This window comes from Umezawaea sp. NPDC059074 (assembly GCF_042738955.1).
Taxonomy (GTDB): domain Bacteria; phylum Actinomycetota; class Actinomycetes; order Mycobacteriales; family Pseudonocardiaceae; genus Umezawaea.
On record NZ_JBHYHC010000061.1, the window covers coordinates 14,196 to 34,882 of the forward strand.

Annotated in this window: 19 protein-coding genes; 6 read left to right on the plus strand and 13 right to left on the minus strand. The window is 72.1% G+C overall.

Going from position 1 to position 20,687, the window contains the following annotated elements; translation table 11 throughout:
• Nucleotides 1-53: 53 nt before the first annotated feature.
• The 4 genes from ACFWW9_RS25875 to ACFWW9_RS25890 form a co-directional block, all read right to left on the minus strand.
• On the minus strand, nt 54-2,162 hold the full coding sequence (locus tag ACFWW9_RS25875) for a putative bifunctional diguanylate cyclase/phosphodiesterase (protein WP_390383037.1): 2,109 nt from the start codon (nt 2,160-2,162) through the stop codon (nt 54-56).
• A gap of 212 nt (nt 2,163-2,374) precedes the next feature.
• Nucleotides 2,375-2,845: a PepSY domain-containing protein gene (locus ACFWW9_RS25880; protein WP_390383040.1), complete on the minus strand. Its 471-nt coding sequence runs from the start codon at nt 2,843-2,845 to the stop codon at nt 2,375-2,377.
• An 87-nt stretch (nt 2,846-2,932) separates the two neighbouring features.
• Nucleotides 2,933-4,192: a sensor histidine kinase gene (locus tag ACFWW9_RS25885; RefSeq protein WP_390383043.1), complete on the minus strand. Its 1,260-nt coding sequence runs from the start codon at nt 4,190-4,192 to the stop codon at nt 2,933-2,935.
• A 6-nt stretch (nt 4,193-4,198) separates the two neighbouring features.
• A complete protein-coding gene (locus tag ACFWW9_RS25890; protein WP_390383045.1) occupies nt 4,199-4,882 on the minus strand; it encodes a response regulator transcription factor in 684 nt (227 codons plus the stop codon).
• A 92-nt stretch (nt 4,883-4,974) separates the two neighbouring features.
• Between ACFWW9_RS25890 and ACFWW9_RS25895 the strand changes: the two genes are divergently transcribed.
• Both ACFWW9_RS25895 and ACFWW9_RS25900 read left to right on the plus strand, forming a co-directional pair.
• Entirely contained in the window at nt 4,975-5,433 is a 459-nt protein-coding gene (locus ACFWW9_RS25895) for a hypothetical protein (RefSeq protein ID WP_390383048.1), read from the plus strand.
• Between the two features lie 56 nt (nt 5,434-5,489).
• Complete coding sequence (locus ACFWW9_RS25900) at nt 5,490-7,355, plus strand: cytochrome c oxidase assembly protein (protein ID WP_390383051.1); 1,866 nt, start codon at nt 5,490-5,492, stop codon at nt 7,353-7,355.
• 21 nt (nt 7,356-7,376) lie between these two features.
• Here ACFWW9_RS25900 and ACFWW9_RS25905 read toward each other — a convergent pair whose 3' ends face one another.
• Nucleotides 7,377-8,162, minus strand: coding sequence for a DsbA family protein (locus ACFWW9_RS25905; protein ID WP_390383054.1), 786 nt, complete (start codon nt 8,160-8,162; stop codon nt 7,377-7,379).
• 99 nt (nt 8,163-8,261) lie between these two features.
• Between ACFWW9_RS25905 and ACFWW9_RS25910 the strand changes: the two genes are divergently transcribed.
• Nucleotides 8,262-10,418, plus strand: a complete 2,157-nt coding sequence (locus ACFWW9_RS25910) for a heavy metal translocating P-type ATPase (protein ID WP_390383056.1) — start codon at nt 8,262-8,264, stop codon at nt 10,416-10,418.
• Here ACFWW9_RS25910 and ACFWW9_RS25915 read toward each other — a convergent pair.
• Nucleotides 10,415-11,146 (minus strand): zf-HC2 domain-containing protein, encoded by a 732-nt coding sequence (locus ACFWW9_RS25915; RefSeq protein ID WP_390383059.1) that lies wholly within the window; start codon nt 11,144-11,146, stop codon nt 10,415-10,417. The two genes, ACFWW9_RS25910 and ACFWW9_RS25915, sit on opposite strands and share 4 nt — an antisense overlap.
• Before the next feature lie 63 nt (nt 11,147-11,209).
• Here ACFWW9_RS25915 and ACFWW9_RS25920 point away from each other — a divergent pair, with 63 nt between their 5' ends.
• Nucleotides 11,210-11,776, plus strand: a complete 567-nt coding sequence (locus tag ACFWW9_RS25920; protein WP_390383061.1) for a sigma-70 family RNA polymerase sigma factor — start codon at nt 11,210-11,212, stop codon at nt 11,774-11,776.
• Between the two features lie 61 nt (nt 11,777-11,837).
• Here ACFWW9_RS25920 and ACFWW9_RS25925 read toward each other — a convergent pair whose 3' ends face one another.
• The 6 genes from ACFWW9_RS25925 to ACFWW9_RS25950 all read right to left on the minus strand — a co-directional run bounded on the left by ACFWW9_RS25925 (nt 11,838) and on the right by ACFWW9_RS25950 (nt 18,352).
• On the minus strand, nt 11,838-13,460 hold the full coding sequence (locus ACFWW9_RS25925; protein ID WP_390383064.1) for a cellulose binding domain-containing protein: 1,623 nt from the start codon (nt 13,458-13,460) through the stop codon (nt 11,838-11,840).
• 172 nt (nt 13,461-13,632) lie between these two features.
• A complete protein-coding gene (locus tag ACFWW9_RS25930) occupies nt 13,633-14,238 on the minus strand; it encodes a GNAT family N-acetyltransferase (protein ID WP_390383067.1) in 606 nt (201 codons plus the stop codon).
• Nucleotides 14,235-15,812, minus strand: a complete 1,578-nt coding sequence (locus ACFWW9_RS25935) for an amidohydrolase (protein WP_390383070.1) — start codon at nt 15,810-15,812, stop codon at nt 14,235-14,237. The genes ACFWW9_RS25930 and ACFWW9_RS25935 overlap by 4 nt, the downstream gene beginning before the upstream one ends.
• Nucleotides 15,809-16,213 (minus strand): acyl-CoA thioesterase, encoded by a 405-nt coding sequence (locus tag ACFWW9_RS25940; protein WP_390383073.1) that lies wholly within the window; start codon nt 16,211-16,213, stop codon nt 15,809-15,811. The genes ACFWW9_RS25935 and ACFWW9_RS25940 overlap by 4 nt, the downstream gene beginning before the upstream one ends.
• A complete protein-coding gene (locus ACFWW9_RS25945; RefSeq protein WP_390383076.1) occupies nt 16,210-17,613 on the minus strand; it encodes an AMP-binding protein in 1,404 nt (467 codons plus the stop codon). The genes ACFWW9_RS25940 and ACFWW9_RS25945 overlap by 4 nt, the downstream gene beginning before the upstream one ends.
• Complete coding sequence (locus tag ACFWW9_RS25950; protein WP_390383079.1) at nt 17,606-18,352, minus strand: enoyl-CoA hydratase/isomerase family protein; 747 nt, start codon at nt 18,350-18,352, stop codon at nt 17,606-17,608. The genes ACFWW9_RS25945 and ACFWW9_RS25950 overlap by 8 nt, the downstream gene beginning before the upstream one ends.
• A gap of 93 nt (nt 18,353-18,445) precedes the next feature.
• Here ACFWW9_RS25950 and ACFWW9_RS25955 point away from each other — a divergent pair, with 93 nt between their 5' ends.
• On the plus strand, nt 18,446-19,075 hold the full coding sequence (locus tag ACFWW9_RS25955; protein ID WP_390383082.1) for a TetR/AcrR family transcriptional regulator: 630 nt from the start codon (nt 18,446-18,448) through the stop codon (nt 19,073-19,075).
• 4 nt (nt 19,076-19,079) lie between these two features.
• On the opposite strand, the gene ACFWW9_RS25960 is transcribed toward ACFWW9_RS25955, so the two are convergent.
• Complete coding sequence (locus ACFWW9_RS25960; RefSeq protein ID WP_390383085.1) at nt 19,080-19,943, minus strand: alpha/beta fold hydrolase; 864 nt, start codon at nt 19,941-19,943, stop codon at nt 19,080-19,082.
• Nucleotides 19,944-20,041: 98 nt separating this feature from the next.
• On the opposite strand from ACFWW9_RS25960, the gene ACFWW9_RS25965 reads away from it, so the two are divergent.
• On the plus strand, nt 20,042-20,431 hold the full coding sequence (locus ACFWW9_RS25965; protein WP_390383088.1) for a nuclear transport factor 2 family protein: 390 nt from the start codon (nt 20,042-20,044) through the stop codon (nt 20,429-20,431).
• The last annotated feature ends 256 nt before the right edge of the window (nt 20,432-20,687 follow it).

Sequence of the window (20,687 nt, forward strand, 5' to 3'; positions counted from 1 at the left end):
GGGTTCTGGGGTGGCTCTCCCGGCAGCTGCGATGTGCCTGGTGGTGGGCCACCTCAGTGTCGTTTCGCTTCCCAGATGACCGAGGGTTGCACGTCCCAGTTCTCCGCCACGTCCGGTTTGCCGAAGAGGTACCCCTGGGCGTAGTTGCAGCCCGCTTCGCGGAGCCAGTCGGCTTGTGCGGGGGTTTCTATGCCCTCGGCCACCGCGACCGCGCCCAGTACTTCGGTCAGGTCGATGATGCAGCGGACCACGCCTGCCGTGCGGCCGGATTCTCCCAGCTCCGCCGTGAAGGACTTGTCGATCTTCACGACGTCGAACGGGTAGCGCTGCAAGTAGCTGAGCGAGGAGTAGCCGGTGCCGAAGTCGTCCAGTGCCACGCGCACACCGGTCTCGCGGACGGACATCAGGGCTCGCATGGCCACCTCGTCCGCCCACACCGATTCGGTCACCTCGATCGTCAACGCCGACGGGCGCAGGCCGGTGGTGGTGAGGACCCGGTCGAGGCTTTGCAGGAAGCCCGAGTTGGAGAGTTGGCGGGTGGAGACGTTGACGGTGACGCCGATCGACCTGTCCTGCCAGCGGACCGCCTGGTCGCACGCGTCTTCGAGTACGCGGTTGCCCAGCGGGACGATGAGGCCTGTCTCCTCCGCCAGGCCGATGAACTCCACGGGGCTCAGGAGGCCGTGGCCCGGGCGTTGCCAGCGGACCAGGGCTTCGGCGCCGGTAACCTTGCCGGTGCCCAGGTCGACGATCGGTTGGTAGTGCAGGACCAACTGGCCGTCGTCGATCGCGGCTCGCAGGTCCACCTTGTCGCGTTGGCGGGCCAAGGCCTGCTCGCCCATTTCCGGGACGAACTGGCGGAAGCGGGCTCCTCCCTCGCGTTTTGCCACGTACATGGCGGTGTCGGCGTCGCGGAGCAGGTCGGTCGCCGTGGTGGCGCCCTCGGACACGGCGATCCCGACGCTCGCGCGGATCACCAACTCGTAGCCGAACGCGGACAGCGGCTCGGCCAGGGCGGCGAGGACGCGTTCGCCCAGTCGGCCGCTGTCGTCGACGTCGTGGCCGGGTGCGAGGACGGCGAACTCGTCGCCGCCTATCCGCGCGGCGGTCGCGCCGGGGCCGACGGCTCCCCGGATGCGGTCGGCCGCCGCCACGAGGTACTCGTCGCCCGCTTCGTGGCCCTCGGTGTCGTTGATCTCCTTGAACTGGTCCAGGTCTATCACCAGCAGGCCGACCGGGCCGTCGGCGCCGGGAACCGCTCGTTCGACCAGGTGCAGGAAGTGCGCGCGGCCCGCGAGGCCGGTCAGTTCGTCGCGTTCGGAGCGGGTGCGGAGGGCGTCCTCGCGGCGGGTTCGGCTGCTCACGTCGACCACGGCCACCAGCGTGCCCTCGTCGACCGGGGTCGGGTGGAGGGCCAGCACGCCCGACTCGCCCACCCGGACCTCCACGGGGTCGGTGGCGGGCCGGAGGCAGCCGTGGGCGCACTGGCTGATGTCCGGGCCGTGCGGGCACGGCACCACGCCCGCCGCCTCCCAGTCGAGCAGCGTCCGGGCGCGGTCGTTGTGGAGTTGGGGCACACCGTCGCCGTCCAGCAGCACCAGGCCGACCGGGCTCGCCTGGACGACCGCCGACATGGTCCGGTGCGCCGACGCGGCGAGCCGCGCGGCCCCCACCGTCTTGTAGAGCGCGCCGGAGCCGATGACCAGCCCCACCAACGGCATGATCGCGCCCACCAGCGCGTCGACGCCGACCGGCCGGGAGTGCAGGTCGAACCCGATCGCCGTGCCGAGCCCGATCAGGTAGCCCAGCAACGCGGGAAGGGCTTTCACCGGGAACCACGTCGTCCCGCCGCGCAGCGAGCGCCGGACCGTGACGCCGAACAGGAACCCGATCACCGGTTGCGGGCCGGGGAGCACGAAAAATGCGGCCACGGCGATGATCCCCTCGGCGGCCGCCACCCACCACTCGTCGCCGTCCGGCCGCACCACCCAAGTCGACAGCACGACCACCGCCAGCACCGCCATCGGGTAGTGCAGCGGCCCCTGTCCCGCGCCCGTCAGCGCGGCGACGAGCGCGAGCCCGCCCATCCAGGCGAAAGCACTGGTGAGCAGGCGCACCCCTCGTAGTTCGACCTTGCTCTGCGCTGTCGTCACCTCGTCCACCGGTTCCACGGTCGCGGCCGAAACCCCCAGGTCGTGGCGCGACCGACTCCTGTCGTGCGAAGCCTCGCAATATCCAATCCTCGCACGTCCCGGACAACCGCCAACAGGGTGATCGGATCTGCGGGAAACCATTCCACCAGAGTCCTTTGTGGACCTACCGGAGAGGAAAGAACGGTGAAAGACCCGGCGCACCAGGCCTTTCGCCGCTCCGACTAGTGGTCGTCGCCACCCCTGCCCCGGCGGCCACCGTGGTCGTCACCGCCACTTCCGGTCACCGTTCCGGCCTCAGCGTCCACCCTGATGTCGTAACGCCCACCCGTTCCCTCGACCCGGACGTGCCACTCCCACCGACCGTGTTCGAGCTCCCGCTCGGTGCGGACGACCCGCCCGCCGCCCGCCCGGGCGAGCGCGATCCGCTCGGCTTCGGCCGCCGACACCCCGACCGGAGCCGACGGCGAGTCGGTGGTCGTGGTGGTCGAGGACGAGGTGGTGGTCGGCCGGACCGAGATGGACGTGTCCCGCGGGACGGTCGTCGAGGTGGACGTGCCGGTAGCGCTGGTCGACGTGCCGGTAGCGCTGGTGGAGCGGCTGTCGTCGGCTCCCGCGAACGCCGCGGCGGTCCCCGCGGTCACCAGCAGCGCGAGCGTGCCGCCCACCAGGATCGCGTTCCTCCGGTTTGACATGATCGGCCCCTTTCCGTTGTGAGCTGGACAGGACCCACGGTGCCGATCACCGCCCTAGCGGCGCGCTGTCGCACGGTTAACGCGCTCCTAAGCCGCCGGACCGAACTCCACGGCCACGAGCAGCCCGCCCCACTCGGAGACGTCGAGCCGCAGCCCGCCACCGGCCTGTTCCGCGGTGCGCCGCACGATGTCGAGCCCGAGCCCGCTGGACCCCGATCCGCTGCTCCCCCGCCGCACGGCCGCCGCGTCCAGTCCCGGCCCGGCGTCGGCCACGACCAGCCGCGCGCCGCCGCCGTCACGGGCGGTCAGCGCCACCCGGAAGTCCGTGCCGTCGGGGGTGTGGGCGAAGACGTTGCCCAGCAGGGCGTCCACGCCCGCCTCCAGGTCCGCCTTGGCGACGGCCACCGGCAGCGGTCCGTCCGGCACGTCCACGCCGACCGCCCGGTCGGTGTCCTCGGCCAGCACCAGCCAGAACGCCACCCGCTCGCGCACGACCTCGGCCGCGTCGCTGCCGCCCGCCGGGTCGACGCCCCGCCGCCGGGCCTGGTCGATCACCTGCGTCACGGCCCGCTGCACGGCGTCCACGCCCGCGCCGATGCGGTCGGCGTCGTCGGGCTCCCCCAGCGCCTCGGCGTCCAGCCGCAACGCCATCAGCGGCGTGCGCACCCGGTGCGACAGGTCCGCGATGGTCTCGCGCTCCTCGCGCAGCAGGTCCGCGATGCGGCCCGCGAGCCCGTTGAGCGCCGTGCCGACCACGCCGATCTCCGCGGGCGCGGTCGGGTCGGCCCTGGCGTCCAGCTCACCGCGCGCCAGCCGGTGCGACACGGCGGCGAGCGCGATCGTCGACCGCACCAGCGAGCGGGCCAGCCGGTCGGCGACCACGAGGCTCACCGCGAGCAGCACCACGCCCAGCCCGCCGAGCAGCAACCACGCCCGCCCGACGCCCGCCGTCAACTCCTCGTCCGGCACGAACGTCCGGATCACGCCCAGCGTCGACACCGGCCCGCCGACGGTGAACACGATCTCCCGCCCGCCCGGCACCACACCGGACGCGCTACTGCCCTGGAAGGCCAACTCCACCAACGACGTGCGGTCCGCGACCGCCCCCAGCCTGCTGCCGTCGGCCAGGAACACCGAGGCGCGCGGGTCGACCTGCTGGACGCTCAACGACAGCGCCCGCGAGTCCGTAGTGGCGACCAGCGCGCTGAGCGACTGCGCCCGCACGGTGGCGGCCTGCACGGCCCGGTCGGCGGCCACGTCGCGGATCAGCAGCGCCAGCGGCAGCAGGAACGCGATCAGCACCAGCGAGGTCGTCGCCCCGACCAGCAGCAGCACCCGTCGGCGCACGGCGGCTCACTCCCCCGGCGCGCTGAGCCGGACCCCGACGCCGCGGACGGCGTGCAGGTAGCGGACGTCCTGCGCGGTCTCGCCGAGCTTGCGCCGCAGCCACGACAGGTGCACGTCGACCGTCTTGTCCGGCCCGCCGTAGGGCAGCCGCCACACCTCCGTCAGCAGCTCCCGCTTGCCGACGACCTCGCCCGCCCGGTTCGCCAGGTAGTGCAGCAGGTCGAACTCGCGCGGCGTGAGGTCGAGCGCGCGGCCGTCCAGGCTGGCCCGGCGCGACTTCGGGTCGATCCGCAGCCCGCCCACGACCACCGCGGCGTCCTCGGTGTGCTCGCCGCCGCGCCGCAGCACGGCCCGGACGCGCGCGTCGAGCTGCGCCGCCCCGAACGGCTTCACCAGGTAGTCGTCCGCGCCCGCGTCGAGCACGGCGACGATCTCGTCCTCGCCGTCGCGGGCGGTCGCGACGACCACCGGCACCCGGCTGACCCCGCGCAGCATCCGCAGCATCGTGACGCCGTCGAGGTCGGGCAGCCCGAGGTCGAGCACGACCAGGTCCGGCCGGTCGCCGACCGCCTGCTCCAGGCCCGCCAGCGCGGTCGGCGCCCAGGTCACGACGTGACCGCGCTCGGTCAGGCCGCGGATCAGCGCGGTGCGGATCCGCGGGTCGTCCTCGATCAGCAGCACCTGGGCCATGGGTCGAACGGTAGGCCACGTCCGGCGCCCGCGCGCCCGGCTTAGGAGTCCGTTAGGAGCGCGTTAACGCTCGGCGGCGGCATACTGGCCGCATGTCCCGCCCCTGGTCCGGCCGCACCCGAGCGCTCACGGTGGCGCTCGCCTGGGCGGCCGCGCTGGTGGCCGCGACGGTCGTCGGGCTCACCGCCGTGAACGCCATCGGCAGCGGGATCGTCGGCGCGGGGCAACGCCCGCTGTCCCAGTCCGAAGTGGACGCCCGCCTCTCGGCACTCCCCAGTCCTCCCAGGACTTCCCCCACGCCGACGACGACGTCCACACCGGAACCGACCACCGAGCCGACCGTGGTCACCAGCCAGGGCGGCACGGTCATCGCGCGCTGCTCCGGTGGCCTCGTCGAGGTCATGTCGGCCACGCCCGCCCAGGGGTTCCAGGCGCGGACCGAGTCCGGCGAGGACCACCCGTCGATCCGGTTCACCTCCGGCCGCACCAGGGTGGAGATCAGGCTGCGCTGCGTGGACGGCGTTCCCCGGTCGGAGATCAAGAACGACTGACCGGTGGTCGTCGTCACACCCCGGAACCACTGCGGGCGTTCCCGCGACCGGTGGGCGTGCATCGACTGCTCAGGGCTTCCGGCTGGTTCGCGGCGACGGCGGTGGTCGTCGTGGTGGTCGCGCTGATCGGCGGTGACGGGCACGCGGCCGTCGGCGACAGCGACCCCGGAGCAGCCGTCCGCTACGCGGTCGCGCTGGTGCGGCTGGTCGCGGACGCCTCGGGCGCGCTGTGCGTGGGAGCGCTGGTGTTCGCCGCGTTCCTGGCCGTGCCGCAGGAGTCCGGCGTCCTGGCGGTCGACGGGTACGCGGCGCTCCGGGCCGCCGGACGTGCCGCCACGGCGTGGTGCGCGGCGGCGTCGGCGATGGTGCCGCTGGACATCGCGGACGCCTCCGGCCAACGGCTGTCCGAAGTGGACACCGGCCTGTTCGCCGCGCTGGACACCCCGAAGGCGTGGACCGTCACGGCGGTCCTGGCGCTGGTGGTCGCGGTCGGCTGCCGGGTCGCGCTCACCTGGCCGTCGACCGTCGCCCTGCTGGGCGCGGCGGTGCTCGCGCTGCTCCCGCCGGTCGTGACCGGGCACGCGTCGGTGGGCGCGGGCCACGACCTGGCGTCGAACGCGGCCATGGCGCACGTCGTGGCCTCGGCGGTGTGGCTCGGCACGCTCACCGTGCTGCTCGTCCGCCGCGGCCCCGACCTCGCCCTCCGCCGGTACCGGGTGGTGGCCGCGCTCTGCTGGGGCGTGCTCGCCGCGTCCGGCATCGTCCAGGGCCTGGTGCTGGTCGCGCCCGCCGACCTCGCGACCACGCTGTACGGCCGGTTGTTGCTGGTCAAGGTGGTGTTGCTCGGCGCGCTGGGTCTCCTCGGCATCGTCCTGCGCCGCCGCGCCACCCGCGCCGCCCACCTCGCGGGCATCGACCTGACCTTGCTCGCGGTGAGCGTCGGCGTCTCCGTCGGCCTGGTGCGCCAACCGCCACCGGAGTTCTTCGCGCACCCGGCGACCGCGATGGACTCGCTGATCGGCTACGACCTGTCCACGCCGTTCGACCCGTGGTCGGTCCGCTTCGACCTCGTCCTCGGCACGGCCGCGCTCGTGCTGGCGGTCGGCTACCTCGTCGGCGTGCGGACGTTGCGCGGGCGTGGCGACGCCTGGCCGGCGGGCCGGACCACGGCGTGGCTGCTCGGCTGCGCCGTCCTGCTGCTCGCCACGTCGTCGGCCGTCGGCCGGTACGCGCCCGGCGTGTTCAGCGTGCACATGGTGGCGCACATGGCGTTGACCATGCTCGCGCCGGTGCTGCTGGTGCTCGGCGGCCCGGTGACGCTGGCCCTGCGGGCGGTGCCGACCGGCGAGCACGGTCCCCGCGAGTGGCTGGCGGCGCTGCCGCACTGCCGCCTGGCGCGGGTGCTCACGACGCCCGCCGTCGCGTGCGCGCTGTTCGTCGGCTCGTACTACGCCCTGTACCTGTCGCCGCTGTTCGGCGCGGCGCTGCCGCAGCACTGGGCGCACGTCCTGATGAACACGCACTTCCTGCTGACGGGCTACCTGTTCTACTGGACGGTGATCGGCGTCGACCCCGGTCCGCGCAGGCTGCCGCACCTGGGCAGGCTGGGGATGCTGTTCGCGGTCATGCCGTTCCACGCCTTCTTCGGCGTCATCGTGCTGTCGACCCACGACGTGATCGGGGCGAACTTCTACCGCTCGCTGGACCTGCCGTGGGTGCCGGACCTGCTGGCCGACCAGCACCTCGGCGGCGGCATCGCGTGGGCGTCCGGGGAGGTGCCGATGCTGGTCGTGGTGATCGCCCTGCTGGTGCAGTGGTCACGCGCGGACCACCGCGAGGCCCGGCGGTCCGACCGGCACTCGGACGACGACCTGGCCGCCTACAACGCGATGCTCGCGACCCTCGCGGAGACCCGCCGCTGAGACGGCGGGTCCCCACCGCGGTCAGCCGGTCAGCTTCGACAGCCAGGCCGGGTCGGCCGTGTTGACGATCTGGCCGCCGGACGCCACGGTCGGCGTGCCGAAGTACGACTGGCCCGACTCCGTGCGCTGGAGCGCCGGGTCCGACCCCGCCTTCTGGAACGCCGCCTTCACGGTCGCGTTGTACGTGCCGCCGCGGACGTCCTGCTCGTAGCTGCCGCCGACGCCGAGGTCCTTGCCCAGCTGCACGAGCTGGTCGGCCGTGTACCCCGCGCCGCCTTCACGGGGCTGCGCGCCGAACAGGCTGTCGTGGAAGTCGGCGAACTTCTCCGGGGTGTTCTTCGCCACCGACAGCGCCGCGTTCGCGGACAGCAGCGAGTAGCCCGGCGGCGTCGACTTCGAGTCCAGCAGGTTGACCACGTGGTAGCGCACCTTCAGCTTCCCGCTGGTCACGGCCTGCTCGATGGACGGGCCGTTCTGCTTCTCGAACGTGCCGCAGATCGGGCAGAGGAAGTCCTCGTACACGTCGATCGTGGCCTTCGCGTCGTCCTTGCCGACGACGACGGTGCCGGTCTGCTCCTCCAGCGCCACGGGCACGCCCGCCACGCCCGCCGTGACGGCGGGGATCCCGCCGGTCTGCACGGCCGTGTCCTGCTTCTTGCTCGCCAGCACCACTCCACCGACGACGAAGGCGGCGAGCACCAGCACGACCACCACACCGGCGATGATCGCGACCCGGTTTCCCCCTGCTCCCCTGGCCTGCGCCACGGCCTTGCTGCCCCGCTTGCGCGTGGCGTTCTTGCTGCTCATCGGCTTTCCCGCTCTCCTGTTCTGGCCTACCCCCACACCGGTCGGCCGGGCGGCGCCAGAAGTTCCGGGGAACTCCGCCGCGCCCGTACCCGACCTGTGGTGGACCCGACCGGCGAGCACGAGGGCATCACCGTGGACACCATCCAGGAAAGCACGAACCGGCAGGTCGAGTTGGCAATCGGGGGAATGACCTGCGCAGCCTGCGCGTCGCGGGTCGAGCGCAAGCTCGCCAAGCTCCCCGGAGTGCACGCGGTGGTGAACTACGCCACCGAACGCGCGACTGTGCTCGCTCCGTCCGATGTGGACCTGGCGCGGCTGGTGAGCGCGGTCGACGCGGCGGGCTACACCGCGTCGCCGGTGCTCGACGCGCCGGAACGGGACCCGAGCCGCGCGCTGTGGCGACGGCTGGTCGTGGCCGTGCTGCTCACGTTCCCGCTCGGCGACCTGTCGCTGGCGGTGTCGCTGGTGCCCGCGGCGCGGTTCCCCGGCTGGCAGTGGGTGTGCCTGGCGCTCGCGCTGCCGGTCGTGACGTGGGCGGCGTGGCCGTTCCACCGGGCCGCGGCGAAGAACCTGCGGCACGGGGCGACCTCGATGGACACGCTGGTGTCGCTGGGGGTGCTGGCCGCGTTCGGGTGGTCGCTGGTCGGCCTGTTCGGCGGCGGGCGCGGGATCTACCTGGAGACGGCGGCGGGCGTGACGACGTTCCTGCTGGCGGGGCGGTACTTCGAGGCGCGGGCGAAGCGGACGGCGGGCGCGGCGCTGCGGGCGTTGTCGATGCTGGGGGCCAAGGACGTGGCGATCCTGCGGCCCGGCGGCGAGGTCCGCCTGCCGGTGGAGCACCTGCGGGTGGGCGAGCGGTTCGTGGTGCGGCCCGGCGAGCGGATCGCGGCGGACGGGCTGGTGGACGAGGGCTGGTCCACTGTGGACGCGAGCATGATGACCGGCGAGTCCGTCCCGGTGGAGGTCACCGCGGGCTCGGCGGTCGTCGGCGGCACGATCTCGCTCGGCGGCAGGCTCGTGGTGCGGGCCACCGGGGTCGGCGCGGACACCCACCTGGCCCGGATGGCGAAGCTCGTGGAGGACGCGCAGACCGGCAAGTCCGACGCGCAACGGCTGGCGGACCGCGTCTCGGCGGTGTTCGTGCCGGTCGTGCTGGCGCTGGCCTGCGTCACGCTGGCCGCGTGGCTGCTGTCCGGTCACGCCGCGCAGGACTCGTTCGCCGCGGCGCTGGCGGTGCTGATCATCGCCTGCCCGTGCGCGCTGGGGCTGGCCACGCCGACCGCGCTGCTGGTGGCGACCGGGCGTGGAGCGCAGTCGGGAATCCTGATCCGCGGGCCGCGTGCCTTGGAAGCCACCCGATCGGTGGACATCGTGCTGCTGGACAAGACCGGGACCGTGACCACCGGGCGGATGGCCGTGGAGGAGGTGCACGGCGACGTGCTGCGCCTGGCGGCCGCCGTCGAGTCCGCGTCGGAGCACGCGATCGCCTCGGCCGTGACCGGCGCGGTGGAGGGGGACCTGCCCGAGGTCACCGGGTTCCGCGCGGTGCCCGGCCTGGGGGCGGTGGGCGTCGTCGAGGGGAGTGAGGTCGCGGTGGGCCGCCCGGTGCTGTTCGACGTCGTGCCGCCGGACCTGGAGGCCATCCGGCAGGCGTGGGAGCGGCAGGGGCGCACGGTCGTGGTCGTCGGGTGGGACGGCCGGGCGGAGGGGCTGATCGCGGTGTCCGACGCCGTGAAGCCGAGCGCGGCCGACGCGGTGCGCGACCTGCGGGCGCTCGGGCTGCGGCCGATCCTCGTCACCGGCGACAACGAGACGACCGCGCGGCACGTGGCGGCGCTGGTGGGCATCGACGAGGTGCACGCGGGTGTGCTGCCGGACGGCAAGGTCGCGCTGGTCAGGGCGTTGCGGGAGGCCGGACACCGGGTCGCGGTGGTGGGCGACGGGGTGAACGACGGCCCCGCGCTGGCCGCCGCCGACCTGGGCATGGCCATCGGGACGGGCACCGACGTGGCGCTCGCGGCGGCGGACCTGATCCTCGTGCGGGACAGCCTGGGTACCGTGCCCGACGCGATCCGGCTGTCCCGGCGGACGCTGCGCACCATCCGGCAGAACCTCGGGTGGGCGTTCGGCTACAACGTGGCCGCCCTGCCCGTGGCCGCGCTCGGCCTGCTCAACCCGTTCGTGGCCGGGGCGGCGATGGCGCTGTCGTCGGTGTTCGTGGTGTCCAACAGCGTCCGGCTGAGGAACTTCCGCTAGGCCGCGCGCTTGTGGTTGACCGGCCGCAGGTGCCGCCACCGGCCGCCGGGCTCCGGCTTCGCGGGCACGTCCGCGACGGCGCCGCCCTGGTCGGTCGGGGTGGTGAGCGGCACCCGCTCGGCGGGCGTGCCGTCGCCCGGCGAGCGGTCGCGGTGCACGATCAGCAGCACGACCAGCCCCAGCACCAGCAGCGCGTGCGAGGTGATGCGGGAGACGGGCGCGGCCCCCGAGACCAGGTCCTGCGCCGAGAACGGCACCAGGACCGCCACGAACGCCGCCATCACCGGCAGCATCCCCGTGGTCGCGCCGGGGCGCAGGGCCGTCCAGAACATCCCCAGGCCCAGCGCCAGGTTCCACGCCGTGCTCTCGTTGAACAGGTGGGTCGCGCCGCCCTCGTGACCGGCGTGGCCCGAGTCGACGCCGAACACCTGCGCCAGGCCGAGCGTGAGCTGGGCGACCGCGAGCCCCGCCAGCACGGCGCGGGCCGTCCAACCACGGGTCGACGGCGGCACGTGGGCGGGCGCGGCGGCCAGGATCGACGCCGCGAGGTCCGGCACGTCCACGGCCGGGCGCACCCGCAGCGCACGGGTCAGCGCGCCGAGGCTCGCCTGCCACTCCCGGCACCCGGCGCAGGTGGCGAGGTGCGCGTCCGTCTCCGACGCGGGCACGGGTTCGGCCTCGCCGTCCGCCCGCGCCGACACAGCTTCCCGACAGGTGTCGCAGTCCACGAGGAGATTGTCGGCCAGAACCGCGCGGAAGTTCCCACCGATCGGGTGAGCTAGCCTCCGAACGTGCCCACCCCACGCGACGACGACGCCACCACAGCCTGGGCCCTCGCCGCCGGCGCGGGCGACCGCGACGCGCTGGAGCGGTTCGTCCGCGCGACCCAGCGCGACGTCTGGCGGCTGGTCGCCCACCTGGCGAACGTCGGCGCGGCGGACGACCTCACGCAGGAGGTCTACCTCCGCGCGCTGCGCAGCCTGCCCGGTTTCGAGGGCCGGTCCTCCGCCCGCACGTGGCTGCTGTCGATCGCCCGCCGGACCGTCGTGGACCACATCCGCGCGGCCGTGGCGCGGCCGTCCATCGCCTGGTCGACGGACTACCTGGAGGCGGCCGACGCGACCGTCCACCGGGGTCCCCGCACGGGCTTCGAGGACGTGGTCGAGCTGAACGTGATGCTCGACGGCCTGGCCCCGGAACGCCGGGAGGCGCTGGTCCTCACCCAGGTCTTCGGCCTGTCCTACGCCGAGGTGGCCGACATCTGCGACTGCCCGATCGGCACCGTCCGCTCCCGCGTGGCCAGGGCCCGCGACGACCTGCTGCGCGCGACCGGCCAAGAGGACTCCGGCGTGGTCTGACGGCCTGGCGCGGGGGTTCGCACACCCCCGCACCAGGCCCTGGGACGCCCTGTGGCGCGACCTACCTGGCGGAGCAGGTCGGGAGCGTCCCACCCCCGGTGCCGGTGCTCTGGTAGCCGAACTCGGTCGACTGGCCAGCACCGAGGGAGCCGTTGAAGGCGACGTTGGTGAACCGCACGTCGCCGCTGTTGCCACTGCGGTCGGCGTTCCAGGCGTTGGTGATGGTCGCGCCGGACGGCAGGGTCGCGGCGACCGTCCACCCGGTGATCGCGGACGCCCCCGCCGTGACCTTGACCGTGGCGACGAACCCGCCGTTCCACTGGTTCAGCGAGACCGACGCCGAGCAGCCGCCACCGGGGTTCGGCGGCGGGGTGGTCGTGGTCGTGGTGGTGGTAGTCGTCGTGGTGGTGGGGTCACCGGGTCCGTCGGACAGCGTCGGGGTGGTCCAGTCCCGCCACTGCGCCAGGGTGCCCGCCGCCTTGCTGGAGATCCTGATCGAGCCGGGCGCGTTGCCGGTCTTGAGCAGGAACTTCTGGATGTTCTGCTGCAACGGCGTCCGCCACTCCGGACGGTTGGCGCAGTGGTTGCCGTCCTGGACGTCGGACCAGTAGGTGATGTTGTCGCCCGCGCCCAACGCCTTGTAGACCTCCGCGCCACCCAGCGCGGCCACGCTCGCCGACCGCGGCCCGAGGTTGGCGATGTGCGGGTTGTCCATGATGAACAACCCCCGTGGAGCGACCATCGCGACGATCTCGTGGGTGTCCACCGGCAGCCCGTTCGGGTTGCCCGTGAACGACCCGAACGCGTCCCCCAGCCACGGCTGCTCGCCGTAGGCGCTGCTCAGGCTCTGCGCTCCCTCGCCGGGGATGCCGCGGAAGATCGGAGCGCCCGCGCTGCCGGACTCGATCGGCATGGTCAACGCGATCCGCTGGTCGAACGCGCCGATCACGAACGCGCCCTTCCCGAACCGCGAACACCCCGTGACACCGACGGCGTCCGCCTTCAGGACGGTGCCGCCGGACAGTTCGATGACGTCGATCAGCCTGCTCACACCCCACGACCACGCCGCGAGCAGACCGGTCGTGCTGGTCGCGCCGTAGAGGCTGTAGAACGCGCCCTGCTTGTTGTTGCGGGGCGTGCCCTCCTTGCCCACGGCGTACGGGTCGTAGTTGATCACCGCCGCGCCCGAGGCCTTGATGGTGGCCGTGTCCGCGCCGAACCCGCCGAGGACGACCACCGCCGGGAACGGACCGGTGCCGCTGGGCAGTTCGACCTTCGCCGAGAAGCTGGAGCTCTTGCCGTTGAACGAGGAGTTCACCGTGATGTTCGTGCTGGACACGGTGCCGGTGACGGTCGTGGGCTTGCCGGGCTTCTCGCCGTAGACGGTCTTCTCGGCGAGTTCCCGGATCTCCGCGCGCCTGCACCGCCAGTCGGACTTCGCCGTGAGGCGCGAGCCGTTGATCCTGGTGAAGGGGTCGGGGAGCTTGGCGTTGGAGGGGGTGGAGCCGGGCAGGGTGACGGGGCAGTCCGCGCCCTCGTCCTCGACGGCGGCGATGCTGATGACGGACGCCCGCGCCGGTGTGGTCCTCGCGGCCACCGTGACAGCTCCAGCGACCGTGATGGCGGCCATCGCGAGCAGGGCGACGGCCGACCGGGTCCTCGAGCGGCCCGAGTTGGTGATCACCAGGGCCCTCCTTCCGGGATCATGGAGGTGGCGGCAGGCGCTCAAAAGTTTCGAGTACGTTATCGAAACATGTCAACGGCACCGCGCCGGGTTGCTCCACTTTCCCGGTCTCATATGGCGATCATCAGCACCAAGAACGATCCAGCTTGGTCCTGACACTCGAAACTTTCGACTATCCGAGCCTGCTCGCAACCAGCGTCCGCCGAACGGCCGGATGATCGGCGGCCAGCCCGTACCGGTGCTCGTACACGGCCTCCACGACCGCCCGCAGGCCTTCACCCGTGATCGGCGGGGTCGGCGACCGGTCCAGGTCCACGGCCATCAGCCGCAGCGGGTGCGGCTCCTCGTCGCCGTGCGGCGGCAGGTAGTCGGCCACCGGCAGCAGCAACGCCCCGTTGCGCTCGTAGAACGCGATCCGCCGGTTCCGGACCACGACCTCGTCGGCGTCCACACCGCTCTCGTCCGGGTCCTCCACGTCGTGGACCATCCGCGTGAACCCGGCCTCGCCCATCGCGCGGGTCACGTGCGACCACAGCAGCGACCCGACCCCGCGGCCACGACTGCCCGCCACGAAGTACCGCAGGAACACCCATCCGGTGTCCGCCAACGGCCGCAGGACAGCGAACCCGATCGGCACGTCGTCGACCAGCGCGAACGCCCGGTCCTCCAGCAGCCCGGCGAAGTCCGCGCGCAGGTGCGGCGCGAACCCGTCCTCGTAGATCCCGCGCACCACCTCGAGATCGGCCGCCCCCAACGACCCCGCGTCGACCAGCTTCACCGGAACACCCCTCCGACCATCGTCCGCAGCACCGCGATGTCCTTGATCCGCCCCGGATCCACGGTCGCCGGGTTGTCCGACAGCACCACGAGGTCGGCGAGCTTGCCCGGCGTGATCGTCCCCTTCACCGCCTCCTGGCACGACGCGTACGCGGAGCCGTAGGTGAAGGCCCGCAACGCCTCCAGCCCGTTGATCGCCTCGTCGGGGTTGAAGGAGGCCCCGGACGACGTCACCTGGTTCACCATGTCGTGCATCCCCAGCAGCGGGGCCCCGCGCACCACCGGCCGGTCCGAACTCCCCGGCACGACCAGCCCGGCGTCCAGCAGCGACCGCTGCCGGTAGGCCCACTTCACCCTCTCCGGCCCCAGCGCGCGGATCATGCCGTCGCCGATCTCGTTGACGAACCGGCCCTGCGGCACCGGGACCACGCCCAGCGCGACCGCCCGTGCCACCTGGTCGGCCCGTGCGACGCCGAAGTGCTCGATCCGGTGCCGCGTCCCCGCGCGGGGGAAGTCGCGGGCCGCGGACTCGTAGGCGTCCAGCACGAGATCGATGGCCGCGTCGCCGATCGCGTGCGTGGCCACCCGCCACCCGGACCGGTGCGCCTCGACGATCGTCGCCGCCAACTCCGCGGCGTCCCCTTGCAGGTAGCCGCGTTCGCCGGGCGTGTCCGCGAAGTCCTGGCACATGGCCGACGTGTGCCCGATCAGCGACCCGTCGGAGAACACCTTGACCGGCCCGATCCGCAGCCAGTCGTCCCCGAACCCGCTGCGGATCCCCAGGTCCAGCCCCAACGACAGCCCGTCGTCGGCGTGCGCGGACAGCGACCGCAGCGCGTCCACGGCCACCATCAGCTCGACCCGGACGTGCAGCCGCCCCTGGTCCCGCGCGGCCTGGTACGCGGCGACCTCGACCGGCGACTTCCCGATCCAGCCGCCGCCGATCCCGGCTTCCGTGCAGCTGGTGATGCCCTCGGCGAGGTACTGCCTGCCCGCGAGGTCGATGGCGTCGACCAGCGTGGCCACGGGGTACGGCAGCACCAGCGAGTTCACCAGCTGTTGCGCCTGCTCCTGCAACAGCCCGGTCTCCGTGTCGACGACACCGCCGACGACCTCCACCGGACCTTTGGTGATCCCCAGCGCTTCCAGCACCGGCGTGTTCACCACGCACATGTGCCCGGACGTGTGCTTCAGCCACACCTTCCGCCCCGGCGCGACCCGGTCCAGCTCGGCGCGCGTGGGGTGGCCGCCGATCTTGTTCTGGTCGTACCCGGCCCCGACGACCCACTCGCCCGGCTCGACGGTCCGCGCCTTCTCTCCCACGGCCCGGTACAGCTCGTCCAGGTCCGCGACCCGGAGGTCCACTTCGGACAGTGTGAGCCCGAACCACGCCATGTGGTTGTGCGCGTCGTGGAACCCCGGCACGACCACGGCCCCGCCCAGGTCCACGACCTCGCGCGCGGGCACGTCCTCCAGCGCCACGATCCGGTCGCCGAGGATCGCGACCGACCGCGCGTTCGGCCCGTCGAGGGTGACGACCTCGGCGTTGGTGAGCAGCAGGTCCGCCTCGATCACGACTGGTGCTCCGCGAAAGTCGTGCGGTACCAGTCGCTCCACGGCGACGGCTTGCCGGTCGCCGGATCGGTCTTCACGATCACCCGATACCCCTTCGCGTACGTCACCTCGGCACCGCAGCGGAACCCGTACACCGCGCTGGTGGTCCCGATCCGGTCGAACGTCAACTCCACCCGCAGCGGTCCCGGCGCGGTCACCGCGGCCAGGAACTCCACGTGCAGCTCCCGCACCACGTAGTGCAGGTCGGGATCACGGTCGCCGAACCGCGCCCACCCCTTGCCCAGCTCCTCGAACAACGCCGACTGCGCGCGTTCCACGTGCACCGCGAACCGCGAGTTGTGCAGCGTCCCGTTGAGGTCCAGCTCGTCGAAGAACACCGGGCTGTCCCAGGAGAACGTCATGGCGCGCTCCGGTCCAGCAGCTGCTTGGCGACCCGTTCCGACGGCGTCATCGGCAGGCTCTCGCGGAACTCCCAGTACCGCGGCACCTTGAACGACGCCAGCCGCTCCCCGCAGTACTCCGCCAGCTCCTCCGCGCTCACGTCGCCGACGACGAACGCCTTCACCTCTTCGCCGCGGATCTCGTCCGGCACCCCCACCACGGCCACCAGCGTCACCGCGGGATGGCTCAGCAGCACCTCTTCCACCTCGTGCGCCGCGATGTTCTCCCCGCTGCGCCGGATCATGTCCTTGATCCGCCCCAGGTGGTACACCCGCCCCTGCTCGTCGAGCCGCGCCAGGTCGCCGGTCGGGAACCACCCGTCGCGCAGCACGCTGGGCAGCCCGAGGTAGCCGTCCATCATCCCCGGCCCGCGCAGCAGCAGTTCACCGTTGACGACCTTGACCTCGCGGTGCGCCGCGGGCCGTCCCAGGCAGCCCGACCCCACCAGTTCGTCGTGCTCCTCGGCCCCGACCCGGATGTCCGCGCCGGTCTCGGTCATGCCGAACGCCTCGTACCACCCGACGCCCCAGCGTTCCTCCAGCACGGCGTGCAGCGACGGCGGGATCGCCGAGGCTTGCACGGCCCGCACCCGGTGCGACCGGTCGAGCGGCGACTCGGGCATCCGCAGCAGCAACGTCGGCATCGCGCCGAGGCAGTAGAAGTACGTGACGTCGTGCTCGCGGACCTTGTCCCAGAACGACGACGGGTGGAACCCGTCCAGCACCACCAGTTCCGCGCCGGACAGCAGCGCCGCCACCACGTTCCACTGCGGGTCGATGTAGTGGAACGGCTGCGCCGTCAGCATCACGTCGTCCGCGACGAGCCGGGGGAACTCCTCCACCATGCTGTTGCCCAGCGTCGTCCAGTACCGGTGCGACAGCACGCACCCCTTCGGCGACCCCGTGGTCCCGGACGTGTACTGGATGTTGACCGCGGCCCCCGGATCGACCGGCCCCTGCTCGAACCCGTCCACGGGCGCCAGGTCGTCGACGAGCAGCACCGGCACCGCCAGCGACTCGGCCAACGGCCGGAACTCCTCGGTCGTCACCACCGCGACCGCCGCCGAGTCGCGCAGCAGGTGCTCGGCGTCCACGCTGCGGTACTTCACGTTGACCGGCACCATCGCCGCGCCCAGCCGGGCCAGCGCGAGCCACACCAGCGGGAACTCCGGCTGGTTCCGCAGCCACACGGCGACCCGGTCCCCGGCCCCGATTCCTTTGAGCCGCAACGCCTGCGCGTACCCGGCCGTCAGCCGGTCGACGTCGCCGAAGGTCAGCCGGACGCCGGGGTCGAACGTCCACGCGACCCGCTCCGGCCACAGTTCCCCCGCCCGGCGGACGGCGGTGACGAGGTCAGCCACGGCCGAACTCCTCTCGCGGTGCGTCCCCTTCCCCGGACAGGCTGGTCAGCAGCGCGTGGTCCACCTCGGTCGCGAGTGCCTCCTCGAGCGTCGCGTCCAACCCCAGGTCCAGCACCCGCTTGGCCAGGCTCACGGCCACCCGCGGCCGCGCGGCAATCCGCGCCGCCAGGTCCAGCGCGACCTTCTCGTGCTCACCGGCGGGCGCGACCCGGCTGATCAGCCCGATCGCCGCGGCCTCGACGGCGGGCACCCGCTCGCCGAGCAGCAGCAACTCCTTCGCCTTCGCGAGCCCCACCAGGTGCGGCAGCAGGCGCGAGATCCCACCCGTCACGCTCAGTCCCACGCTGACCTCGGGAAACCCGAACTGCGCTCCCTCGTCGGCGACGACCAGGTCGCACGCCAGCGCGAACTCGCACCCGGCTCCGAGCGCGTAACCGTGGACGGCCGCGATCACCACACCGGGAAACCGCCTGGTCAGCCGCGTGACGTCCTGGATCCGCTCCAGCCGTGCGCGGGTCTCCAGCACGGTCTCGACCGGCTCGGGCTCCTTCAGGTCGTGCCCGGCGCAGAACGCCCGCCCACGCCCCGCGAGCACCACCACGGCCGCACCATCGGCCGCCGCGCGGGTCAACGCGTCCACCAGCCCGTCCGTCAGCGCGGGCACGACGGCGTTCAGCCGCTCCGGCCGGTTGAGGTGGATCAGCGCCACGCCGTCGCGGCACTCGTACTCGACAACCACGGGTGCTCCTCGTAGCCGGTCCCCGATCGATCGATCGATCGGGTTTAATGGTGACCGTAGGTCGGGTCCGCCGAAGTGGTCAAGAGGTGCGTGATGAGTCCGACCGGAACGAGGGTCCGGGACGCCGCGATCGAGTTGTTCGCCGAACGCGGCTTCCACGGCACCGGCATCCGCGACCTGGCCGAACGCGCGGGCCTGTCGTCCGCGACGCTCTACCACTACATGGGCACCAAGGAGGACCTGCTCGTCTCGATCATGACCGAGAGCCTCGGCCGCCTGGTCGAGGCGGGCGAGCGCCTCACCACCGCCGACCCGTTGACCCGGATCATCGGCCTGGTCGAGTTGCACGTCCTCACCCACGCCATGCGCAGGCTGGAGACCAGGGTCGTCGACGACGAGATGCGCTCCCTGTCACCGGCCCGCCGCAAGGCAGTGGTGGCGCTGCGCGACCGCTACGAGGCGCTGTGGCAGGACGCCATTGACGCGGGCGTCGCCGACGGCGTCTTCCACGTCCGCGCCCCGAGGGTCGCCCGCCTGGCCCTGCTGGAGATGTGCGGCGGCATCGCCCGCTGGTACACCCCCGACGGCCCCATCCCCTTGGAAGACCTGGCCCTGCGCTACGCCGAGATGGCCTTGGGCGTCCTAGGCGTGGCAGGCCCACCCCCACCCCTCGACGTCGACACGGTCCGCCGCACCCGCGCCTTGGTCGACGAGATCTGGTGACCGATCACAACACCCGCCCCAAGAACCCGCGCATGTACCCCGCGACCACGTCCAGGTGGCTCTCCAACAGGAAGTGCCCACCGTTCACCAGGTGCACCTCCGCCTCGGGCAGGTCCCGCAGGAACGCCCGCGCCCCCTCCGGCCCGAAGATCTCGTCATTGCGCCCCCACACCGCCAACAGCGGAACCTGACTGGTGCGGAAGTACTCGTGGAACTTCGGGTACAGCTCCACGTTCGTCCGGTAGTCCAGGAACAACCGCATCTGCACCTCGTCGTTCCCCGGCCGCGACACCCGCTCGTGGTCGTGCGTCCACGAGTCCGGACTGACCAGACTCACGTCCGGCACCCCGTGCGTGTACTGCCACCGAATGGCGTCCAGGCTCAACGCCGCCCGCACCGGCCCATCCGTCTCGGGGCTCGGATCAGCCCAGTAGGCCCGCACAGGAGCCCAGAACTCCGGCACCAGCCCTTCCTCGTAGGCGTTCCCGTTCTGCGTCACGATCGCCGTGATCCGCTCCGGCCGCCGCACCGCGAGCCGCCACCCCACAGGTGCCCCGTAGTCCTGCACGTACAACGCGGCCCGCTCCACCCCGAGCTGATCGAGCAACCCGTCCACCACCTCGGCAAGCGCGTCAAACGAGTACTCGAACTCCTCGACCACTGGCGCCCCAGACTGCCCGAACCCCACCAGATCCGGCGCGATCACGTGGTACCGATCAGCCAACAAGGGGATCAACTCACGAAACATGTGCGAACTGGCCGGAAACCCGTGCAACAGCACCACCACCGGCCCATCACCAGGCCCAGCCTCCCGGTAGAAGACAGACTGCCCACCGACAACGGCGGTCCGATGGTGAACCGAAACCATGACTAACCCCTAACGACGCTCAATCCGGTTAGATACCACGCTCATACGACCACGCGATCCCTAACCTGTCAAGCACGCCCATGTGGTTAGATCAATCCATGACCCCTCAAGACATCGTCAACCAGCACATCCGCGCAGGCATGCTCGCCGACGCAGACGCCAAAACCGCCCTCTACACCTCCACCGGCATCTACGAAGCCCCGTTAGCCCACCAAAACGGCCCCTACCCCCACCGCCTGGAAGGCCACAACGCCCTCCACGCCGGCTTCACCACCATCCACAACCTGGCCAAGCACTCCACCCGCCAGGTAGACCCCACCAACTCCACACTCACCCTGCACACCACAACCGACCCAGACGTCTTCATCGTCGAGTTGGACGCCGCCTTCACCAACGCCCCACCGGTCCCACTAGTGCAGATCTACCGCCTACACGAAGGCAAAATCGCCCACCTACGCGACTACTTCGCCCCAGACACCACCCTCTAACCCACACCCCTCCCTCGGAGACCTCACCGCCCCTCTCGCTGGCCAGGCTCACACCGGCCCGCCTCGCCCAGCGAGACACACCACTACCCAACCCACACACCTGAGTGCTCCACCCCCACCCACCCCTCCAACCACTCCCAGCCCTCATCCACGAAGACCCACTTCCACAGCCCCCTCACCGAGCCCTTCGCCCTCACCAACCCCTCGACTTCATAAGGTCATTCAGCCCCACCACGCTCTAGTCCGTGGCAACCGC

Excerpts from the sequence above, each read along its gene's own strand:
- ACFWW9_RS25955 (WP_390383082.1), top strand. The coding sequence starts at position 18,446 with ATGAGTCCGACCGGAACGAGGGTCCGGGACGCCGCGATCGAGTTGTTC.
- ACFWW9_RS25905 (WP_390383054.1), bottom strand. The coding sequence starts at position 8,162 with ATGAGCAGCAAGAACGCCACGCGCAAGCGGGGCAGCAAGGCCGTGGCG.
- ACFWW9_RS25965 (WP_390383088.1), top strand. The coding sequence starts at position 20,042 with ATGACCCCTCAAGACATCGTCAACCAGCACATCCGCGCAGGCATGCTC.
- ACFWW9_RS25890 (WP_390383045.1), bottom strand. The coding sequence starts at position 4,882 with ATGGCCCAGGTGCTGCTGATCGAGGACGACCCGCGGATCCGCACCGCG.
- ACFWW9_RS25880 (WP_390383040.1), bottom strand. The coding sequence starts at position 2,845 with ATGTCAAACCGGAGGAACGCGATCCTGGTGGGCGGCACGCTCGCGCTG.
- ACFWW9_RS25895 (WP_390383048.1), top strand. The coding sequence starts at position 4,975 with ATGTCCCGCCCCTGGTCCGGCCGCACCCGAGCGCTCACGGTGGCGCTC.
- ACFWW9_RS25940 (WP_390383073.1), bottom strand. The coding sequence starts at position 16,213 with ATGACGTTCTCCTGGGACAGCCCGGTGTTCTTCGACGAGCTGGACCTC.
- ACFWW9_RS25960 (WP_390383085.1), bottom strand. The coding sequence starts at position 19,943 with ATGGTTTCGGTTCACCATCGGACCGCCGTTGTCGGTGGGCAGTCTGTC.